This is a genomic window from Mycolicibacterium brisbanense (assembly GCF_001570425.1).
Classification (GTDB): Bacteria; Actinomycetota; Actinomycetes; order Mycobacteriales; family Mycobacteriaceae; genus Mycobacterium; species Mycobacterium brisbanense.
Map to the genome: position 1 here is coordinate 1 of NZ_BCSX01000006.1, position 15,005 is coordinate 15,005.

Annotated in this window: 13 protein-coding genes and 1 tRNA gene; 5 read left to right on the forward strand and 9 right to left on the reverse strand. The window is 66.6% G+C overall.

What is annotated here, in order from left to right; translation table 11 throughout:
* Nucleotides 1-188: 188 nt before the first annotated feature.
* Together RMCB_RS02215 and RMCB_RS02220 are read right to left on the reverse strand one after the other, a co-directional pair.
* Nucleotides 189-410, reverse strand: a complete 222-nt coding sequence (locus tag RMCB_RS02215; protein ID WP_062827449.1) for a P-loop NTPase family protein — start codon at nt 408-410, stop codon at nt 189-191.
* 391 nt (nt 411-801) lie between these two features.
* Nucleotides 802-878 (reverse strand) — tRNA-Ile (locus tag RMCB_RS02220).
* Nucleotides 879-989: 111 nt separating this feature from the next.
* Between RMCB_RS02220 and RMCB_RS02225 the strand changes: the two genes are divergently transcribed.
* Nucleotides 990-2,195: a serine hydrolase domain-containing protein gene (locus tag RMCB_RS02225; protein ID WP_062827450.1), complete on the forward strand. Its 1,206-nt coding sequence runs from the start codon at nt 990-992 to the stop codon at nt 2,193-2,195.
* 79 nt (nt 2,196-2,274) lie between these two features.
* Here the strand turns inward: RMCB_RS02225 and RMCB_RS02230 are convergent, their stop codons facing one another.
* The 3 genes from RMCB_RS02230 to RMCB_RS02240 are packed head-to-tail and all read right to left on the reverse strand — an operon-like array spanning nt 2,275 to nt 5,991.
* Complete coding sequence (locus RMCB_RS02230; protein ID WP_109784148.1) at nt 2,275-3,075, reverse strand: carboxymuconolactone decarboxylase family protein; 801 nt, start codon at nt 3,073-3,075, stop codon at nt 2,275-2,277.
* Between the two features lie 40 nt (nt 3,076-3,115).
* Nucleotides 3,116-4,477: a metallopeptidase TldD-related protein gene (locus RMCB_RS02235; RefSeq protein WP_062827452.1), complete on the reverse strand. Its 1,362-nt coding sequence runs from the start codon at nt 4,475-4,477 to the stop codon at nt 3,116-3,118.
* On the reverse strand, nt 4,474-5,991 hold the full coding sequence (locus tag RMCB_RS02240) for a TldD/PmbA family protein (RefSeq protein WP_062827453.1): 1,518 nt from the start codon (nt 5,989-5,991) through the stop codon (nt 4,474-4,476). Before RMCB_RS02240 ends, RMCB_RS02235 begins: the two co-directional genes overlap by 4 nt.
* Before the next feature lie 56 nt (nt 5,992-6,047).
* Here RMCB_RS02240 and RMCB_RS02245 point away from each other — a divergent pair, with 56 nt between their 5' ends.
* The 4 genes from RMCB_RS02245 to RMCB_RS02260 all read left to right on the forward strand — a co-directional run bounded on the left by RMCB_RS02245 (nt 6,048) and on the right by RMCB_RS02260 (nt 10,473).
* Nucleotides 6,048-7,712 (forward strand): sulfatase-like hydrolase/transferase, encoded by a 1,665-nt coding sequence (locus RMCB_RS02245; RefSeq protein ID WP_062827454.1) that lies wholly within the window; start codon nt 6,048-6,050, stop codon nt 7,710-7,712.
* 76 nt (nt 7,713-7,788) lie between these two features.
* Entirely contained in the window at nt 7,789-8,775 is a 987-nt protein-coding gene (locus RMCB_RS02250; protein WP_062827455.1) for an NAD-dependent epimerase/dehydratase family protein, read from the forward strand.
* Between the two features lie 162 nt (nt 8,776-8,937).
* Nucleotides 8,938-9,927, forward strand: coding sequence for a glycoside hydrolase family 6 protein (locus RMCB_RS02255; RefSeq protein WP_407662098.1), 990 nt, complete (start codon nt 8,938-8,940; stop codon nt 9,925-9,927).
* A 54-nt stretch (nt 9,928-9,981) separates the two neighbouring features.
* Nucleotides 9,982-10,473, forward strand: a complete 492-nt coding sequence (locus RMCB_RS02260; protein WP_062827457.1) for a DinB family protein — start codon at nt 9,982-9,984, stop codon at nt 10,471-10,473.
* Between the two features lie 12 nt (nt 10,474-10,485).
* Here the strand turns inward: RMCB_RS02260 and fahA are convergent, their stop codons facing one another.
* From fahA to RMCB_RS02280, 4 genes are all read right to left on the reverse strand, one after another.
* Nucleotides 10,486-11,760 (reverse strand): fumarylacetoacetase, encoded by a 1,275-nt coding sequence (gene fahA / locus RMCB_RS02265; RefSeq protein ID WP_264028603.1) that lies wholly within the window; start codon nt 11,758-11,760, stop codon nt 10,486-10,488.
* Complete coding sequence (hmgA, locus tag RMCB_RS02270; protein WP_062827459.1) at nt 11,757-13,082, reverse strand: homogentisate 1,2-dioxygenase; 1,326 nt, start codon at nt 13,080-13,082, stop codon at nt 11,757-11,759. The genes fahA and hmgA overlap by 4 nt, the downstream gene beginning before the upstream one ends.
* Nucleotides 13,082-14,299: a 4-hydroxyphenylpyruvate dioxygenase gene (gene hppD, locus RMCB_RS02275; protein WP_201028215.1), complete on the reverse strand. Its 1,218-nt coding sequence runs from the start codon at nt 14,297-14,299 to the stop codon at nt 13,082-13,084. Before hppD ends, hmgA begins: the two co-directional genes overlap by 1 nt.
* An 83-nt stretch (nt 14,300-14,382) precedes the next feature.
* Complete coding sequence (locus tag RMCB_RS02280; RefSeq protein ID WP_062827461.1) at nt 14,383-14,994, reverse strand: GNAT family N-acetyltransferase; 612 nt, start codon at nt 14,992-14,994, stop codon at nt 14,383-14,385.
* Between the last annotated feature and the right edge of the window lie 11 nt (nt 14,995-15,005).

Sequence of the window (15,005 nt, forward strand, 5' to 3'; positions counted from 1 at the left end):
CGGCCTGCAGGTGCACCCACACCCCGGTGGCCTGCGAGATCAACTGAATCCAGATCCAACAAACCCGACTCTAAAACCGGGTGGACTCAGAAACGGGGACTCGCCATCGGCAACACACAGGTCACGGTCAATCCCCTTGATGAACTCGACCATGTCTAGAAGCAGAGCTGTCGGTATCTCGGTGTAGCTCATCGGGCAGCCCCGATTGCGGCCTTCTTGAGCAGCCTGCCCAGCTGATGGGCGCGAAGCGAAGAAAACTCAATGGTTGCTTCCTGTTTCCCGTCGCGGAAGAGGTGCAGGTAGACCTGGCCCTCATCGACGGCGTCGGCTTCAAACCGGATTTTGTCGCCGTACTTGAAGATCACAGGCTCTTCCAGCTCGATATAGCTGCCAGTGCATTCGATTTTCATAGCGTCCCTTACGGGTCGATACGGGCACAGTTCACCGGTCGGTGAATGTGGACCGCGTTCCCCGCGCGTGCCTCCCGAAGGGCCGTGACGTTAACGCCTGGACTGTTTGCCCTGTCAAGTGCGTGCCGAGTCGTCAGGCCGTTACTTGCAGAGCGCGCCGTTTCCTGCGCCTAGGTGCCGTGTCACCGGCACGCCGCCACGGTACACCGGGTTGACGGCTTTTGCCGTACCCGTGGAGCCCGGGGCAGCTGCCCGTGACAGCAGCGTGGCCCGACGTTCAGCCATCCCGTACCCGACCGAATATGGACGCGGGATGGACGTGGCGGCCTGCTGCGGTGGTTTGCCCGAGTCGCAGCTAGCGCCGGAATAGCCATCTAGCTGGGAAAACAGATGGTGGGGCGGGCGGGGCTCGAACCCGCGACCAATGGATTATGAGTCCACGGCTCTAACCGACTGAGCTACCGCCCCGGGCGCAGTTGCGCGGCCCCTATGGTCCCACACCGTCGGCAGACGGTGAGCGCAGGCCGGTGTGAATCGCCATTCGCCCTCGTCCGGCGCGACGACGCGCGACCATGATGCATGACGGTGTGGCGGCTCGTCCTGGCAGCGTGGCTGACCGTGGCAATGGCTGGGTGCTCGGCGGCCCACACCGCGGCGCTCAAGACCATCGACCCGGCCCAGTTCCAACGGGTCGTGCAAGACGCGGCGGCCAAGCTTCAGGTGCCCGGCGCACTGGTGCTGGCGCAGACTCCGCAGGGCACCTTCGCCGCGACGGTCGGCACCACCGAACTCGGCGCACAGAAACCACCGCAACCCGATACGCACTTCCGGATCGCCTCCAACACCAAGACCATGACGGCGGCACTGATCGTGCTGCTCGCGCAGGACGGGAAGCTCACCCTCGATGCCCCGATATCGGCCTACGTCGAGGGTGTGTCCTACGGCGAGAAGATCACGCTCGCAGACCTGTTGACCATGCGCAGCGGGCTCTACTGCTACACCGACGCGCCGGAGCTCTCGACGGCGCTCGACCAAGACCCGTCGAAGGCATGGACAACGCAGGAGGTGCTGGCGATCGCCTTCGCGCACCCACCGACCGCCTCGCCGGACAGCACGTACGAGTACTGCAACACCAACTACGCCCTGCTGGGTCTGGTTGCCGAGAAGGTCGGCGGGCGCCCGCTGGCCGAGCAATTGCGTGATCGCCTGTTCGCTCCACTCGGTATGCGGGGCACCACGCTGCCCGCGACGAACGACACGACGCTGCCCGAACCGTATGCGCACGGCTACATGTACGGCACGACGCGCTACGCCATGGTCGACGAGGCTTACCCGGCCGACATGGTCGCCGCGGCGCGAGCCGGCACCCTCAAGCCGATCGATTACACCCGCCAGAATCCGTCGTATGCCCAAGCGGCCGGCGGTGCCATCTCCACCGCCACCGATCTGGCCAGGTGGATGCGTGCTTTGGTCACCGGCAAGGTCTTCGACGTCGACCACCACCGGCAATGGCTGAACAGCCTGCGGCCCGAGGACCCGGCCAAGCCGGACGGTCAGCGATACGGCTACGGCATCAGCTACCAACGCTACGGGCCCCAGGCCGCGATGTACTACCACGGCGGGGAGATGCCCGGCTTCAACTCGTTCATGGGGTTCGACCCGGATAACGATGTGGCGCTGGTCATTTGGTCGAACCTGACACTGTCGCCGGACGGCAGGACGACGGCCAACGCACTGGTACCGACCGTACTGAACGAGATCTACCCGGGGCTGGATCTCGGCTGAACCCCCACCTGGCTGCGCCGACACTACGGTTTATGGCGCGGAATCGTCGAAATCACGCCATAAACCGTAGTGTCGGCCTTCAACCGTAGATCGGTTGTCCGTCGTCGCCGAGTCGATACTGCTCGGTGCCGTCGGTCACGCGGGCCCCGTCGGCTCCGAGCGCGACAGCCACCTTGTTGTATCCGTTGCGCATCACGTCGAGGGTGAGCTCGATGGCCTCCTCGCGGGAGAAGTGTTGCAGCAGTTCCTCTCCCGACACCTGAGACGGCGTCCAGATCAGCGCGTCGACATACCGCAACGCGGCCTTGTGCCGGGCCGACAGATCGGACTGCTCGTAGTGGTCGATCTCGTCGTACACCGACTCGCTGCCACCGGCCTGCAGCGCACCGCTATCGCGCAACGACTGGCACAGCCGGCAGTTGTGCTGACGGGCCCCACGCAGCCGAACGATCTCGGAGGTCACCGGATCGACCGCGCGCATGCGTCCCACCGCGGGCAGGAAGACGTTCATCACGAAGTCGGCCGGTTGGGTGTCGTGGTCCCAACTGGCCGGCTCAAGCGCCACGTCCACCCCGAATGAGCGCAGCCCGGCGTGCACGCGGGGCACGAAGTCCGCGATGTAGATCAGGGTGGACACGGTGAAGACGTCGGAGCCCAGCAGGTCCACGATCGCGGCGCGCTGGGCGTTGCTGATCCCGGTCACGTCCATGCTGAACTGCTCGGCGAACTCGCTCACCATGGGATCGACGGCACCGCCGGTGGTTTCGGCGGGCAAGGGCGCCAGCCCGGTGGTCGTGGCGCACACGTCGCGGATATCGGCGTTGATATCGGCCCATTTCGGCGGCGACAGCGCCACCAAACGTGTCAATTCAGTGCACACACCGGCAGTATCCACCACCGGTGCCGCCGCCACGGGGTATTTACTGAGCCTGGCTTACTGACGACATGTGGAAGTCGGGGATCCGCAGTGTCGGCATCGCTGCCCGAGTGGCCCAATCGCCCCATTCGCGTGGCAGTGTCACCTCGCTGACGCCGGCCTCGGTGGCCCGCCGCAGCAGGTCGAGCGGGCTCTCGTTGAAGCGGAAGTTGTTGACCGCCGCGGTGACCTCGCCGTCCTCGATCAGGTAGACGCCGTCGCGGGTCAGGCCCGTCAGCAGGAGCACGGTCGGATCCACCTCGCGGATGTACCACAGCGTGCTGAGCAAGAGTCCACGCTCGGTACCCGCGATCATGTCGGCCAGCTCCGCCGATCCACCGGTCATCAGCAGGTTGTCGGCGGGCGCGGTCACCGGGACGCCGTATTCGGCCGCGACGGCACGCGGGTACGCCAGCGCGTCGATCACGCCGTCGCGAACCCAGTCGACCCGGCCGATGTCCATCCCGTTGTCGAAGATCGACGTCCGTTCCGACGAGCTGGGGACCGCCACAAACGGTTGGCACGCCAGCAGTTCCGCATACGGATCGGAGTACAGCGTCAGTCCCAGGTCGGTGAGTCGCTCCCCCACCCGAGTGCCTCCCGGCGCCGAGAGTGCCGTGCGGCCCTCCTGCGCCCCGCGGCCGTCCATGGTCCAGTTCAGGTAGATCATCATGTCCGCCACCGTCGACGGCGGCATGATGGTCTCGTAGCGCCCGGCCGGAAGCTCGACGGTCCGGGACGCCCAGCCGAGCCGCAACGCCAGGTCGTCGAGTAGCGAATCGACCGGAACCGCAGTGAAATCCGGCGTGCTGAGGCCGGCCCAGGCACTGGCCCCGTCCCGCTTGGCGTTGATCTCCACCGAACCGGTCGGCTGGGTGTAGCGGCGGCGCAATCCCGCCGAGGTCGCGACGAATGTCGTCTCCACGATGTGCCGGGCGTAGCCGTAGAGCCGGTCGGATCTGCCGAAGCCGCGGGCCAGATCGGCGGCGACGCCGGCGAACACCTGCGCACCCGTGCCCGGCACGGGCTCATCCCAATCGGCTGGACCGCCGTCAGGCGGCAACGGCGGGGCCGCGTCGCGGGCGGGAGGCGCGGCCGCCGCGGCGGCTTTGGCCGCGGCCACCAGATCAGGGATCACCGCCGGATCCACCTCACTGGACTGCACCGAGCCGACGTGCGCCTTGTCTCCTTGGCGCACAATCGATATCACGGTGGTGGTGCGGCTGATCGACTCCCCGTTGGTGGTCATCGAATTGCCCGCCCAGCGCAATGCGGCATCGGCGCGGTCGGTGACCAGGACGATGGTCTCGCTGCCGGAACCCGCTGCGGCCAGCGCGATATCGACGACCTGTTGTGCGCCGATCATCGGCCTGCCTCCGTCCGGGTGTTGAGCACGTTGATGCCACGGAACAGCGCACTGGGGCAGCCGTGACTGACCGGCGCGACCTGACCGGGTTGAGCCTTGCCACAGTTGAACGCCCCGCCCAGACGCCAGGTCGACGGTCCCCCAACGGCTTCCATCGAACCCCAGAAGTCGGTCGTGGTCGCCTGATAGGCCACGTCACGCAGTTGTCCGTCCAGCCTGCCGTCGCGGATCCGGTAGAACCGCTGCCCGGTGAACTGGAAGTTGTACCGCTGCATGTCAATTGACCAGCTCTTGTCGCCAACGACGTAGATGCCGTCGGATACCCGGGAGATCAGGTCGGCTGTGCTGAGGTCCTCGGCGCCGGGCTGCAGTGACACGTTGGCCATCCGCTGGATCGGCACATGATGGGGTGAGTCGGCATACGAGCATCCGTTGGACCGGGCCTGGCCCAGCCGAGGCGCGAACACGCGGTCCAGCTGATAGCCGACGAAGATCCCGTCGCGCACCAGATCCCACGATTGCGCCCGCACGCCCTCGTCGTCGAAACCCACTGTCGCCAAGCCGAATTCCACGGTGCGGTCGGCCGTCACGGTCATCACCTCGGAGCCGTAGCGCATGGCGCCGAGCTTGTCCGGGGTGGCGAACGAGGTTCCGGCGTAGGCGGCCTCGTAGCCGATGGCCCGGTCGTATTCGGTGGCGTGCCCGATCGATTCGTGAATGGTCAGCCACAAGTTGGACGGATCGATCACCAGGTCGGTGGGACCGGCGGCAACCGACGGCGCCTCGGTCTTCTCGGCGAGCAGTTCCGGGAGCTCGGCCAGTTCGCCGGTCCAGTCCCACACCTCGTCGCCGGCCACCGCCTCCCACCCACGCGCGGTGGGCGGCGCCAGGGTGCGCATGGTCTCGAAGGAGCCGACGGCAGCGTCGACGGCGATGGCTTCCAGGGTGGGCAGCACCCGCACCCGCTGCTGGGTGATGGACGAGCCGAAGGTGTCCGCGTAGAAGGTCTGCTCCTTGACCGCGTGGACTCCCGCGGACACGTGGTCGACGCCGTCGGCGGCCAGCAACCTCCCGGAGTATTCGTCGAGCAGCGCGATCTTGTCGGCGGACGCCACGAGGAATGGGTCGACTCCGTAGCTGGACACCCACGTCACGTCGCTGTAAACGGGTTCGGGTGCCAGCTCGATGCGTTCGGCGTTCAGTGGCGCGAGCGTCGTCGCCACTGCCACCGCCCGCCGCGCCGTCTCGGCCGCCACCGCGGGATCCAATTCGGCGTGCGCGGCGAAGCCCCAGGTACCGTCCACGATCACCCGCACCGCCAGTCCGACCTCACGGTTGACCACCGCAGTCTCCAGCTCTCCATCGCGAAGCTGGATGATCTCTGTGGTGATGCGGTGGATCCGCAGATCCGCGTAGGTAGCACCGGCGGCCAGTGCCGCTGAGAGCGCGGCATCGGCCAGCGCGAACCGGGGCAACTCCAGGAAGTCGGCATCGACACGTCGCTGAGCTGTCACGTCTCCACGGTATCGACCCGCTCCGCCGTCCAGGATCGGCCCCTAATGTGGCCTCTATGGCAAAAGTCAGTCGGCGGGCGGTTCTGGGTGGCGCAGCGGTCGCCGGGGTGGCCGCAGCGGGATTGGGAGGATACGAACTGTTGCGCAGGCCGGACGCCGTCTCAGGCGGCCGGCCCAACATCTTGGTCATCGTGGTCGACCAGATGCGCGCACCGCAGTGGTTCCCCGACGTTGCGCAGCTCGCAGCGTTGCTGCCCAACCTCGATGACCTGCGAAGGCGCAGCACATCCTTCGGTTCACACTACAGCGCGTCCAATATGTGCACACCGTCGCGGGGCGTGCTGACCACGGGGCTGTACTCGCACCAGACCGGGTGTCTGTACACCGGAGAAGGTCCCACCGAGTCGACGCTGGCGGCCCGGTTCCCGACCTGGGGAACGATGTTGCGCGACGCGGGATACCGCACCTGGTGGTGGGGCAAGTGGCATCTCGGTCATGAAGCCGACAACACACCCGACGGGCTCGACGTTCACGGATTCTCCGGCGGCACATACCCGTCGCCCAACGGAGCGCCGAATCAAGGTCTACAGCAGGACCCTTCGATCGTCGACCAGTTCACGGGCTGGTTCGACGACCATGCCACCGACGGACCCTGGTGCACGACGGTGTCGCTGGTGAATCCGCACGACATCTGCTGGTGGCCGAAAAACCCTCTGCCCGCCGATATTCCGCACTACTTCAGTGCCAAGCCTGCCAATTTCGAGACCGCCGACGATCTGCGGCGCCGCGGCAAACCCCAATTGCAGATCGACTACATGAACTTCATGTCACCGTTGATGACCGGTGCTCTGGACTACACGGGGCCCGACGCCGCGGCGCAGTGGGCCCGGTGCCTCGACATGTACCTATGGCTGCACCAGCAGGTGGACATCCAGATCGGCCGGGTGCTCGACACGCTTGCGGCCCGGCCGGACATCGACAGCAACACCGTCGTCGTGTTCACCTCCGACCACGGGGAGTACGCCGGCTCACACGGTCTGCGCGGCAAAGGCGCCGCTGTCTATGACGAGAGCATCCGGGTGCCGCTCTACATCAGGGATCCGTACGGGCACCTCACTCCGAGTGCGGGCCAGGCACGGACGCAACTCACGTCCAGCGCGGACCTGGCTCCGCTGTTGCTGACCATCGCACACGGCGGGTCAGGCTGGCGTTCTGATTCCCGGTACTCGTACCTGGCGAGCCGTGCCGACATCGCACGCATCGCCGCCGACGCCACCGCACCCGGCCGGCCGTGGGTCGCGCACGCCACCGACGACATGTCTGTCGAGGAGATGGCGGCGCTGCTGAGATCCCCGCTGGCGCAGAAGGTTTTCGGCGCCAGCGGGCCCCCGACGAACATTCCCACCTCGGCGCCCAGCCACATCGTCGCCGTGCGCACGGCCGACGCCAAACTCGGCATGTACACGTACTGGAAGCCCGGCAGCATGGACATCGACACATCCCGGCCGATCCATCACGAGTTGTATGACTATGCAACACTTTCGGGGCTTCAGGAACTCGACAACCAGGCAGGCCGCAGCCCCAGACAGGCGGCGCTGCAAGGTCTGCTCGATCACGAGGTGCTCCCCGAACTCCGAGCCCCGTTGCCCGACTTTCTCGACGACGCGCAACAGCAAGGTTTGGCGAACATGAAAGAACTTGCTGCCCTGCGGGGAGGCTGACGCGCAAACCGCTTCCCGGCAGCGTCGGACGTACTAGCGTCGTTGCGGCAATCGTTGCTCGCTAGGAGGTTGGCGCATGCGCGTGTTGGTCACCGGCGGCACCGGTTTCGTGGGTGGATGGAGCGCGAAGGCGATCGCCGACGCCGGACACTCCGTGCGGTTTCTGGTACGCAAACCCGAGCGTCTGCACACCAGCGTCGCGCAACTCGGCGTCGACGTTTCCGACTACGCCGTCGGCGACATCACCGACCGCGAGTCGGTCCTGCGCGCTCTCGACGGCTGCGACGCCGTCCTGCACAGCGCCGCCCTGGTCGCGACCGACCCCAGCCAGACCGACCGCATGCTGACCACCAACATGGCCGGTGCACGCAACGTGCTGGGCGGGGCCGCCGAACTCGGCCTGGATCCGATCATCCACGTATCGAGCATCACCGCGCTGTTCAACCCCGACGTGGACACCCTGCATGCCGACCTACCCGTCTTCGGCGGAAGCGACGGCTACGGCCGGTCCAAGGCACAGGTCGAGATCTACGCCCGTGGAATGCAGGACGGTGGCGCACCGGTGAACATCACCTACCCCGGCATGGTGATGGGTCCACCGGTCGGCGATCAGTTCGGCGAAGCCGGTGAAGGGGTGGCCGCGGCCCTTCATCTCGGCGCGATCCCGGGCCGCAGTGCAGCCTGGACGATCGTCGACGGTCGAGATCTGGCCGCCCTGCACGCCGCGCTGTTGCAACCGGGGCACGGGCCACGCCGCTATATGGCCGGAGGCCATCGCATTCCGGTGGACCGACTCGCGAAACTGCTGACCGAGGTCAGCGGCAAGACCATGCTCGCCGTCCCGGTTCCCGACACGGTGCTGCGCGCCGCGGGCCAGGTGCTCGACCGGCTCGGCCCGTTCCTTCCGTTCGACACTCCCATCACCGAGGCAGGCATGCAGTACTACACCCAGATGCCGGCGTCCGACGACTCGCCGAGCGAGCGCGAGCTCGGCATCACCTACCGCGATCCACGTACCACCCTCGCCGATACGGTCGCCGGGTTGCGCAGCCTCAACCGGTGAGTCGTCCAGGAATTGTTGCTGAGCGTCCCGGTACGCAGATAGCGCGGCAGGCTGGGCACATGCGCTGCCGCGATCCGGCGTTTGCCACAGCACTTTGGACCGCGGGGCACCTCTGATCGGCGATTGGCGCTCGTTGCCTCGTCACAATATGTTTCTGGGGTGATTTCCTCTGCTGCCGGTTCAGTTGCGCGTTGGATAGTCCCCTCCCTGGCAGTTGCGGCCGTGGCGTGCGCGGGTATCGCGGCCGAGACGGCGCCGGTCAGCAGCCCGGCGGTACGCCTGGCGAGCGACGGCAACCCGCTGGCCGGGCAGACCTTCTACGTCAATCCCGACTCCAAGGCGATGCGCGCCGCCAAGGGCGCGGGCAGTCCCGAACTGGACGCCATCGCCAACACGCCGACGGCGTACTGGATGGACAACGTGTCGAGCCTGGCGGTCGACTCGAAGTACATCGCCACGGCGCAAGCGGCAGGCACCATGCCGATCCTGGCCCTCTACGGAATCCCGCACCGCGACTGCGGCAGCTACGCCGCGGGCGGGTTCGGCTCGGCGGATGCCTACAAGGGCTGGATCGACGGCGTCGCGGCCGCGATCGGCAGCGGGCCAGCCGCGGTCATCCTCGAACCCGATGCGCTGGCCATGGCCGACTGCCTGTCCGGCGCCCAGCGCCAGGAGCGCTTCGACCTGATGAGCTACGCCGTCGATACGCTGACCCGCAACCCGAACACCGCCCTGTACATCGACGCCGGCCACTCGCGCTGGGTGAGCGCTCCGGAGATGGCCAACCGGCTCAACCAGGTCGGTGTGGCCAAGGCCCGGGGCTTCAGCCTCAACACCGCGAACTTCTTCACCACCGATGAGGAAATCGGTTACGGCGACGCGATTTCCGGAGCCGTCGGGGGCAAGCCGTACGTCATCGACACCTCGCGCAACGGCGCCGGGCCCGCAGGCGGCGACATGTACTGGTGCAACCCCAGCGGTCGCGCGCTGGGTGTCGCGCCCACCACGGCGACCGGAAACGGAAACGTCGACGCCTTCCTGTGGGTGAAACGGCCCGGTGAGTCCGACGGCTCATGCGGCGCCGGAGAACCGTCCGCGGGCACCTTCGTCAACCAGTTCGCCGTCGACCTGGTGCGCAACGCGGGCCGCTGAGAACCTCGGCACGGCATGGCACCATCGATGAACGTGACGTCGATGGAGCGGCCCATGCCGCCACTGAATGCCGATGAACGCACCACGCTGGAGAGCTGGCTGGACTTCTACCGCGCGACGTTGGCCGCCAAATGCGAAGGCCTCGACGACGAGCAGTTGCGGGTCGCCTCGGCGCCACCGTCCGCGTTGACCCTCCTGGGCTTGGTGCAGCACGCCGCGGAAGTGGAACGGAATTGGTTTCGCCGGGTGCTCACCGGCGAGGACGCGCCTGGAATCTTCGGCCCGCGAGATCATCCCGAGGGGCATGACGGTGGTTTCGACGTATCTCCGGAGTCGTCCTACCGCGCGGCATTTGAGATCTGGCAGGACGAGATCCGGCATGCACGCGCCAACTGCGCGAGGCGTGCGCTCGATGACACCAGCCCGTTCATGGGCAGCGAGGTGAGCCTGCGCTGGATCTACACCCACATGATCGCCGAGTACGCCCGCCACTGCGGACACGCCGACCTGATCCGCGAACGTATCGACGGGGCGGCCGGAGTCTGAGGTTGGCCGCGCTCAGCCGATCGGCGGCTGCACCATCGCGCTGCACTCGCCGAAGCCGATGGTGACAAAACCCTGCCGGCGGGCGCGTGCGGTCAGCGTGATCTCGTCACCGTCCTCGAGGAAGGTGCGGGTCTCGCCGTTCGGCAGGGTGACCGGGTCTGCGCCCCCGTGGCTGAGCTCCATCAAGCTGCCCTCGGAGCCGGGGTGCGGACCGGACAGGGTGCCGCTGCCGAACAGGTCGCCGGGCCGCAGGTCGCATCCATTGCTGGTGTGATGGGTGATCATTTGCCCTACGGCCCAATACATGTGCCGGCTCGACGAACGTGCGAGCACGGCAGGCGCATCTCCGCTCTCACGCATCCGTGCGGTACGGATGCGGACCTCAAGGTCGACGTCGAGGCCGCCGTGGTCACGGTGCGCCGGACTGTCGAGATAGGCCAGCGGCGGCGGATCGTCAACGGGCCGGCGCATCGGAATCCGGAAGGGCGCCAACGCTTCCGGGGTGATCACCCACGGCGATACGGTGGTGCCGAAGCTCTTCGCCAGGAACGGGCCCAGCGGCTGGTATTCCCAAGCTTGGACGTCGCGCGCCGACCAGTCGTTGAGCAGACAGTAACCGGCGACATGGGTTTCGGCGCCATCGAGCGGCACCGGCTCGCCGAGCTGGTTGCCCGGTCCGATCCACACCCCCAGTTCCAGTTCGAAATCCAGCCGGCGGGTCGGAGCGAACACGGGTGTCTCTGACAGCTTGAGCTGACCGTGCGGGCGGACGACCGGCGTGCCGCTGACGCGGACACTGGATGCCCGCCCGTGATAGGCGATGGGGATCCACTTGTAGTTGGGCAACAGCGGCGCGTCGGGCCTGAACTGCGCGCCGACGTTGCGTGCGTGGTGGATACCGACGTAGAAGTCCGTGTAGTCCCCGATGCGGGCGGGTAGCAGGACGTCGACTTCCCTTACCGGAGTGAGGAACTCGGTGACGGTCCGCTGATATGGGGCACCGTCGACGAGCAGTGCCTGAAGGTCGTTGCGCAGCGCGATGCGCGGTGCGGCACCAAGGGCGAACAACTCGTTGAGTGTGCCGCCCGCCGCGGCGCGGGCGGCGTCGCGGGCCGGCTCGGTGAGCAGTCCCGACGCCGCGAGGGCGCGCAGGTCGAGGACGGCGTCGCCGATGCGGACCACACCGTGAGGTTCGTCGCCCGCGCTCACCACACCGAAAGGGAGGTTCTGCAAAGGGAAATCACTGTCGGGCCCCGCGGAGGGGACCCAGCTTCTCGGCGGTGTCACGGCCGGCTGGGATCGAATCGCTTGGTCAGCCCGCTCCAGCAGTCCGCATAGTCCAGCTGGCGCTGCGGAACGTCGGCGGCGTAACGCGTAACCCTCTGCGGGAAGCGGGTTTCGAACATGAACGCCAGCGTGTTCTCCTGTTTCACCGGCTTCAGCGTGGCGGTGCTGGCGGCTTCGAAGGCCTGGGCATCGGGCCCGTGCGGCATCATGCCGTTGTGCAGGCTGAAGCCGCCCGGCACAAAGCCGTCCGGTTTGGCGTCGTATACACCGTGGACGAGTCCCATGAACTCACTCATGACGTTCATGTGGTACCACGGCGGCCGGAACGTGTCCTCGGCAACCATCCACCGTTCCGGGAAACAGACGAAGTCGACGTTCGCGGTTCCCGGGGTCTCGCTCGGTGAGGTCAGGACGGTGAAGATGGACGGGTCGGCGTGATCGAACAGCACCGGACCAACGGGCGAGAATCGCCGCATGTCGTACTTGTACGGTGCGTAATTCCCGTGCCAGGCAACGACATCGAGCGGCGAATGGCCCAGTTCGGTCTGCCACAGCGTGCCGCCCCACTTGACGTACAGCGTCGTCGCCACGTCGCGGTCCTCGTAGGCCGCAACGGGGGTCAGAAAATCGCGGGAGTTGGCCAGGCAGTTCGCACCGATCGGGCCGCGCTCCGGCAGGGTGAACGACCCGCCGTAGTTCTCGCACAGGTAGCCCCGGGCCGGGCCGTCGGGCACCTCGACGCGCAGTTTGACGCCGCGCGGGATGACGACGATCTCGGCGGGCTCGGCATCGATGATGCCGAATTCGGTGCAGAACCGGACCGTCCCGTGTTCGAGGACGAACAGCATCTCCGCGTCGCCGTTGTAGAAGCAGCTGTCCACCATCGAGCCGGTGATGCAGTAGACGCTGCACGCGAAACCCGTGCGGGTGCCGACGTCGCCACCGGTACTGATGGTCCGAATACCGGTGATGAATGTGGTGGTGGTGTCATCGGGTATCGGCAGTGCGTTCCACCGCATTTGAGCGATGGGCACGGGCGGGGCGTCATCCGGCGCCGAACGCCAGTGCGCGACTCCCCCGGTGCGGCCACCGGGATCGGTGGCCACGGCCGTGAACCGGCCCGAGTGCGCCACGCTGGGCCGGATCCGATACAGCCAGGACCGCTCGTTGTGGGCCCGCGGCGCGGTGAACGGTGATCCGCTGAGCTGCTCGGCATAGAGCCCGTAGGCACAATGCTGCGGCGAGTTGCGGCCGACCGGCAGTGCCCCGGGCAGTGCTTCGCTTTCGAAGGCGTTACCAAAGCCGGACTGGTAGTCGGTCATCACAGATTGCCGCGCTTTTCCTGCTCACGCTCGATCGACTCGAACAGAGCCTTGAAGTTGCCCTTCCCGAAGCCGAGAGATCCGTGCCGCTCGATGAGTTCGAAGAAAACCGTCGGCCGGTCCCCCAGCGGCTTGGTGAAGATCTGCAGGAGATAGCCGTCCTCGTCCCGATCGACGAGGATGCCGCGCTTGTGCAGTTCTTCCACGGGGACCCGTACTTCGCCGATGCGGGCACGCAACTGCGGGTCCTCGTAGTAGGCGTCGGGCGTATCGAGGAATTGCACGCCTCGCTTGCGCAGTACGTCGACGCTGCGCACGATGTCGTCGGTCGCCAGCGCCAGGTGCTGCGCCCCGGGGCCGCGATAGAACTCCAGGTACTCATCGATCTGCGACTTGCGTTTGGCGACAGCCGGTTCGTTGAGCGGAAACTTGACCCGGTGGTTGCCGTTGGCGACGACCTTCGACATCAGCGCCGAGTACTCGGTGGCGATGTCATCGCCGATGAACTCCGCCATGTTCACAAAGCCCATGACCCGTCGGTAGAAGTCGACCCACTCGTCCATCTTGCCGAGCTCGACATTGCCGACGATGTGGTCCAGCGCCTGGAACAGCCGCTCGGATGCGGCGCTGCCCTCGACGTGGGTGCTGGTGGCCGGTTGGTATCCCGGCAGATACGGACCGCGGTACCAAGTCCCGTTCACCTCCCGCTGGACGAGGGTGTGCCGGGTTTCCCCGTACGCCGCGATGGCGGCAACCCGCACAGTGCCGTGTTCGTCGGACATGTCATGCGGCTCTTCGAGCACCGTCGCGCCGGCCCGGCGGGCCTGATTTATGCACTTGTCGACGTCCGGGACCTCGAGTGCGATGTCGACGACGCCGTCACCGTGCTTGGCCTGATGGGCCACCAGGGGGCTGTCGGGGCTCACCGCTCCCTTGAGCACAAACCGGATGGAACCCGACCGCAGGACGAACGCCTTGTGGTCGCGGTTGCCGTTCTCCGGGCCCGAATAGGCGACCAACTCCATGCCCCAGGTGGACTGGTAGTAGCTGGCGGCCTGAGTGGCGTTGCCGACGACGAAAACGATGGCGTCCCAGCCATTGACGGGGAAAGGGTCGTTGCTCTGGTCGTAATCGACGAGGCCCACGAGCTGTCTGAGCTGGTTGAGGTCGAGCTCAGCCTGCTTTTCCTGCTCACTCAAATCGATCTGGTCGGTCATGATGGCATCCGTTCCATGCACCATGGTAGTTCCGGAACTACCCGTGCGGGCGCAGGCGCGGCCGGGATGGACGGCACGCTGCCTCACCCGAGTGGCGGTCTCCACATCGGGTAGAGCACCGGGCAATCTGAGACGATCAATTCACCGATGGTTTGGTAGCCGTGCCGTTCGTAGAGCTTGCGGCTCTGCGGCGATGACGCCTCGAGATATGCGGGCATCCCGTCCCGATCCGCCTGCCCTAGTACCGATGCCAGCAGCGCAGACCCGAGCCCCTGTCCCTGCGCCGCGGGATCGATCCCCATGAAATTCAGATACCAGCAGGGTTCGGTGGGGTGGTGCGCGTCCAACGCCGCGAACACCTCGGCCATTCTCGCCATCGACGCTGCATCGCCCACCGTCGCCAGCAGTCGTGCGGTGTGTGCCTCGGCGTCAGCAGGGGGAACCAAGGACACGCCAGGAGGAAGCCACAGTGCCGCCCCTTTGCCGGCCCCGGCCACCCATATCTCTCCGTTACGCCAGAACGCCTCGACGACCGCCTCATAGAAGTTGTGACCGCAGCGGCGCCGTTGTTGGTCGTCGGGGACGATCCAGCGGAAGGTCCGGTCGGCGAAGAATGCGCCGGACATGACATCCACGACGGCTGGAAGCTGATCCTGCGTCGCCCGGTGCGGTTGGGGCGAATCCTTCGGCGTCACAGCTGATCCTC

What these genes read in the sequence shown, in the direction of transcription:
- RMCB_RS02215 (WP_062827449.1), bottom strand. Translation starts at nt 410, where the DNA reads ATGAAAATCGAATGCACTGGCAGCTATATCGAGCTGGAAGAGCCTGTG.
- RMCB_RS02225 (WP_062827450.1), top strand. Translation starts at nt 990, where the DNA reads ATGACGGTGTGGCGGCTCGTCCTGGCAGCGTGGCTGACCGTGGCAATG.
- RMCB_RS02235 (WP_062827452.1), bottom strand. Translation starts at nt 4,477, where the DNA reads ATGATCGGCGCACAACAGGTCGTCGATATCGCGCTGGCCGCAGCGGGT.
- RMCB_RS02245 (WP_062827454.1), top strand. Translation starts at nt 6,048, where the DNA reads ATGGCAAAAGTCAGTCGGCGGGCGGTTCTGGGTGGCGCAGCGGTCGCC.
- RMCB_RS02250 (WP_062827455.1), top strand. Translation starts at nt 7,789, where the DNA reads ATGCGCGTGTTGGTCACCGGCGGCACCGGTTTCGTGGGTGGATGGAGC.
- RMCB_RS02260 (WP_062827457.1), top strand. Translation starts at nt 9,982, where the DNA reads ATGCCGCCACTGAATGCCGATGAACGCACCACGCTGGAGAGCTGGCTG.
- hmgA (WP_062827459.1), bottom strand. Translation starts at nt 13,082, where the DNA reads ATGACCGACTACCAGTCCGGCTTTGGTAACGCCTTCGAAAGCGAAGCA.
- hppD (WP_201028215.1), bottom strand. Translation starts at nt 14,299, where the DNA reads ATGACCGACCAGATCGATTTGAGTGAGCAGGAAAAGCAGGCTGAGCTC.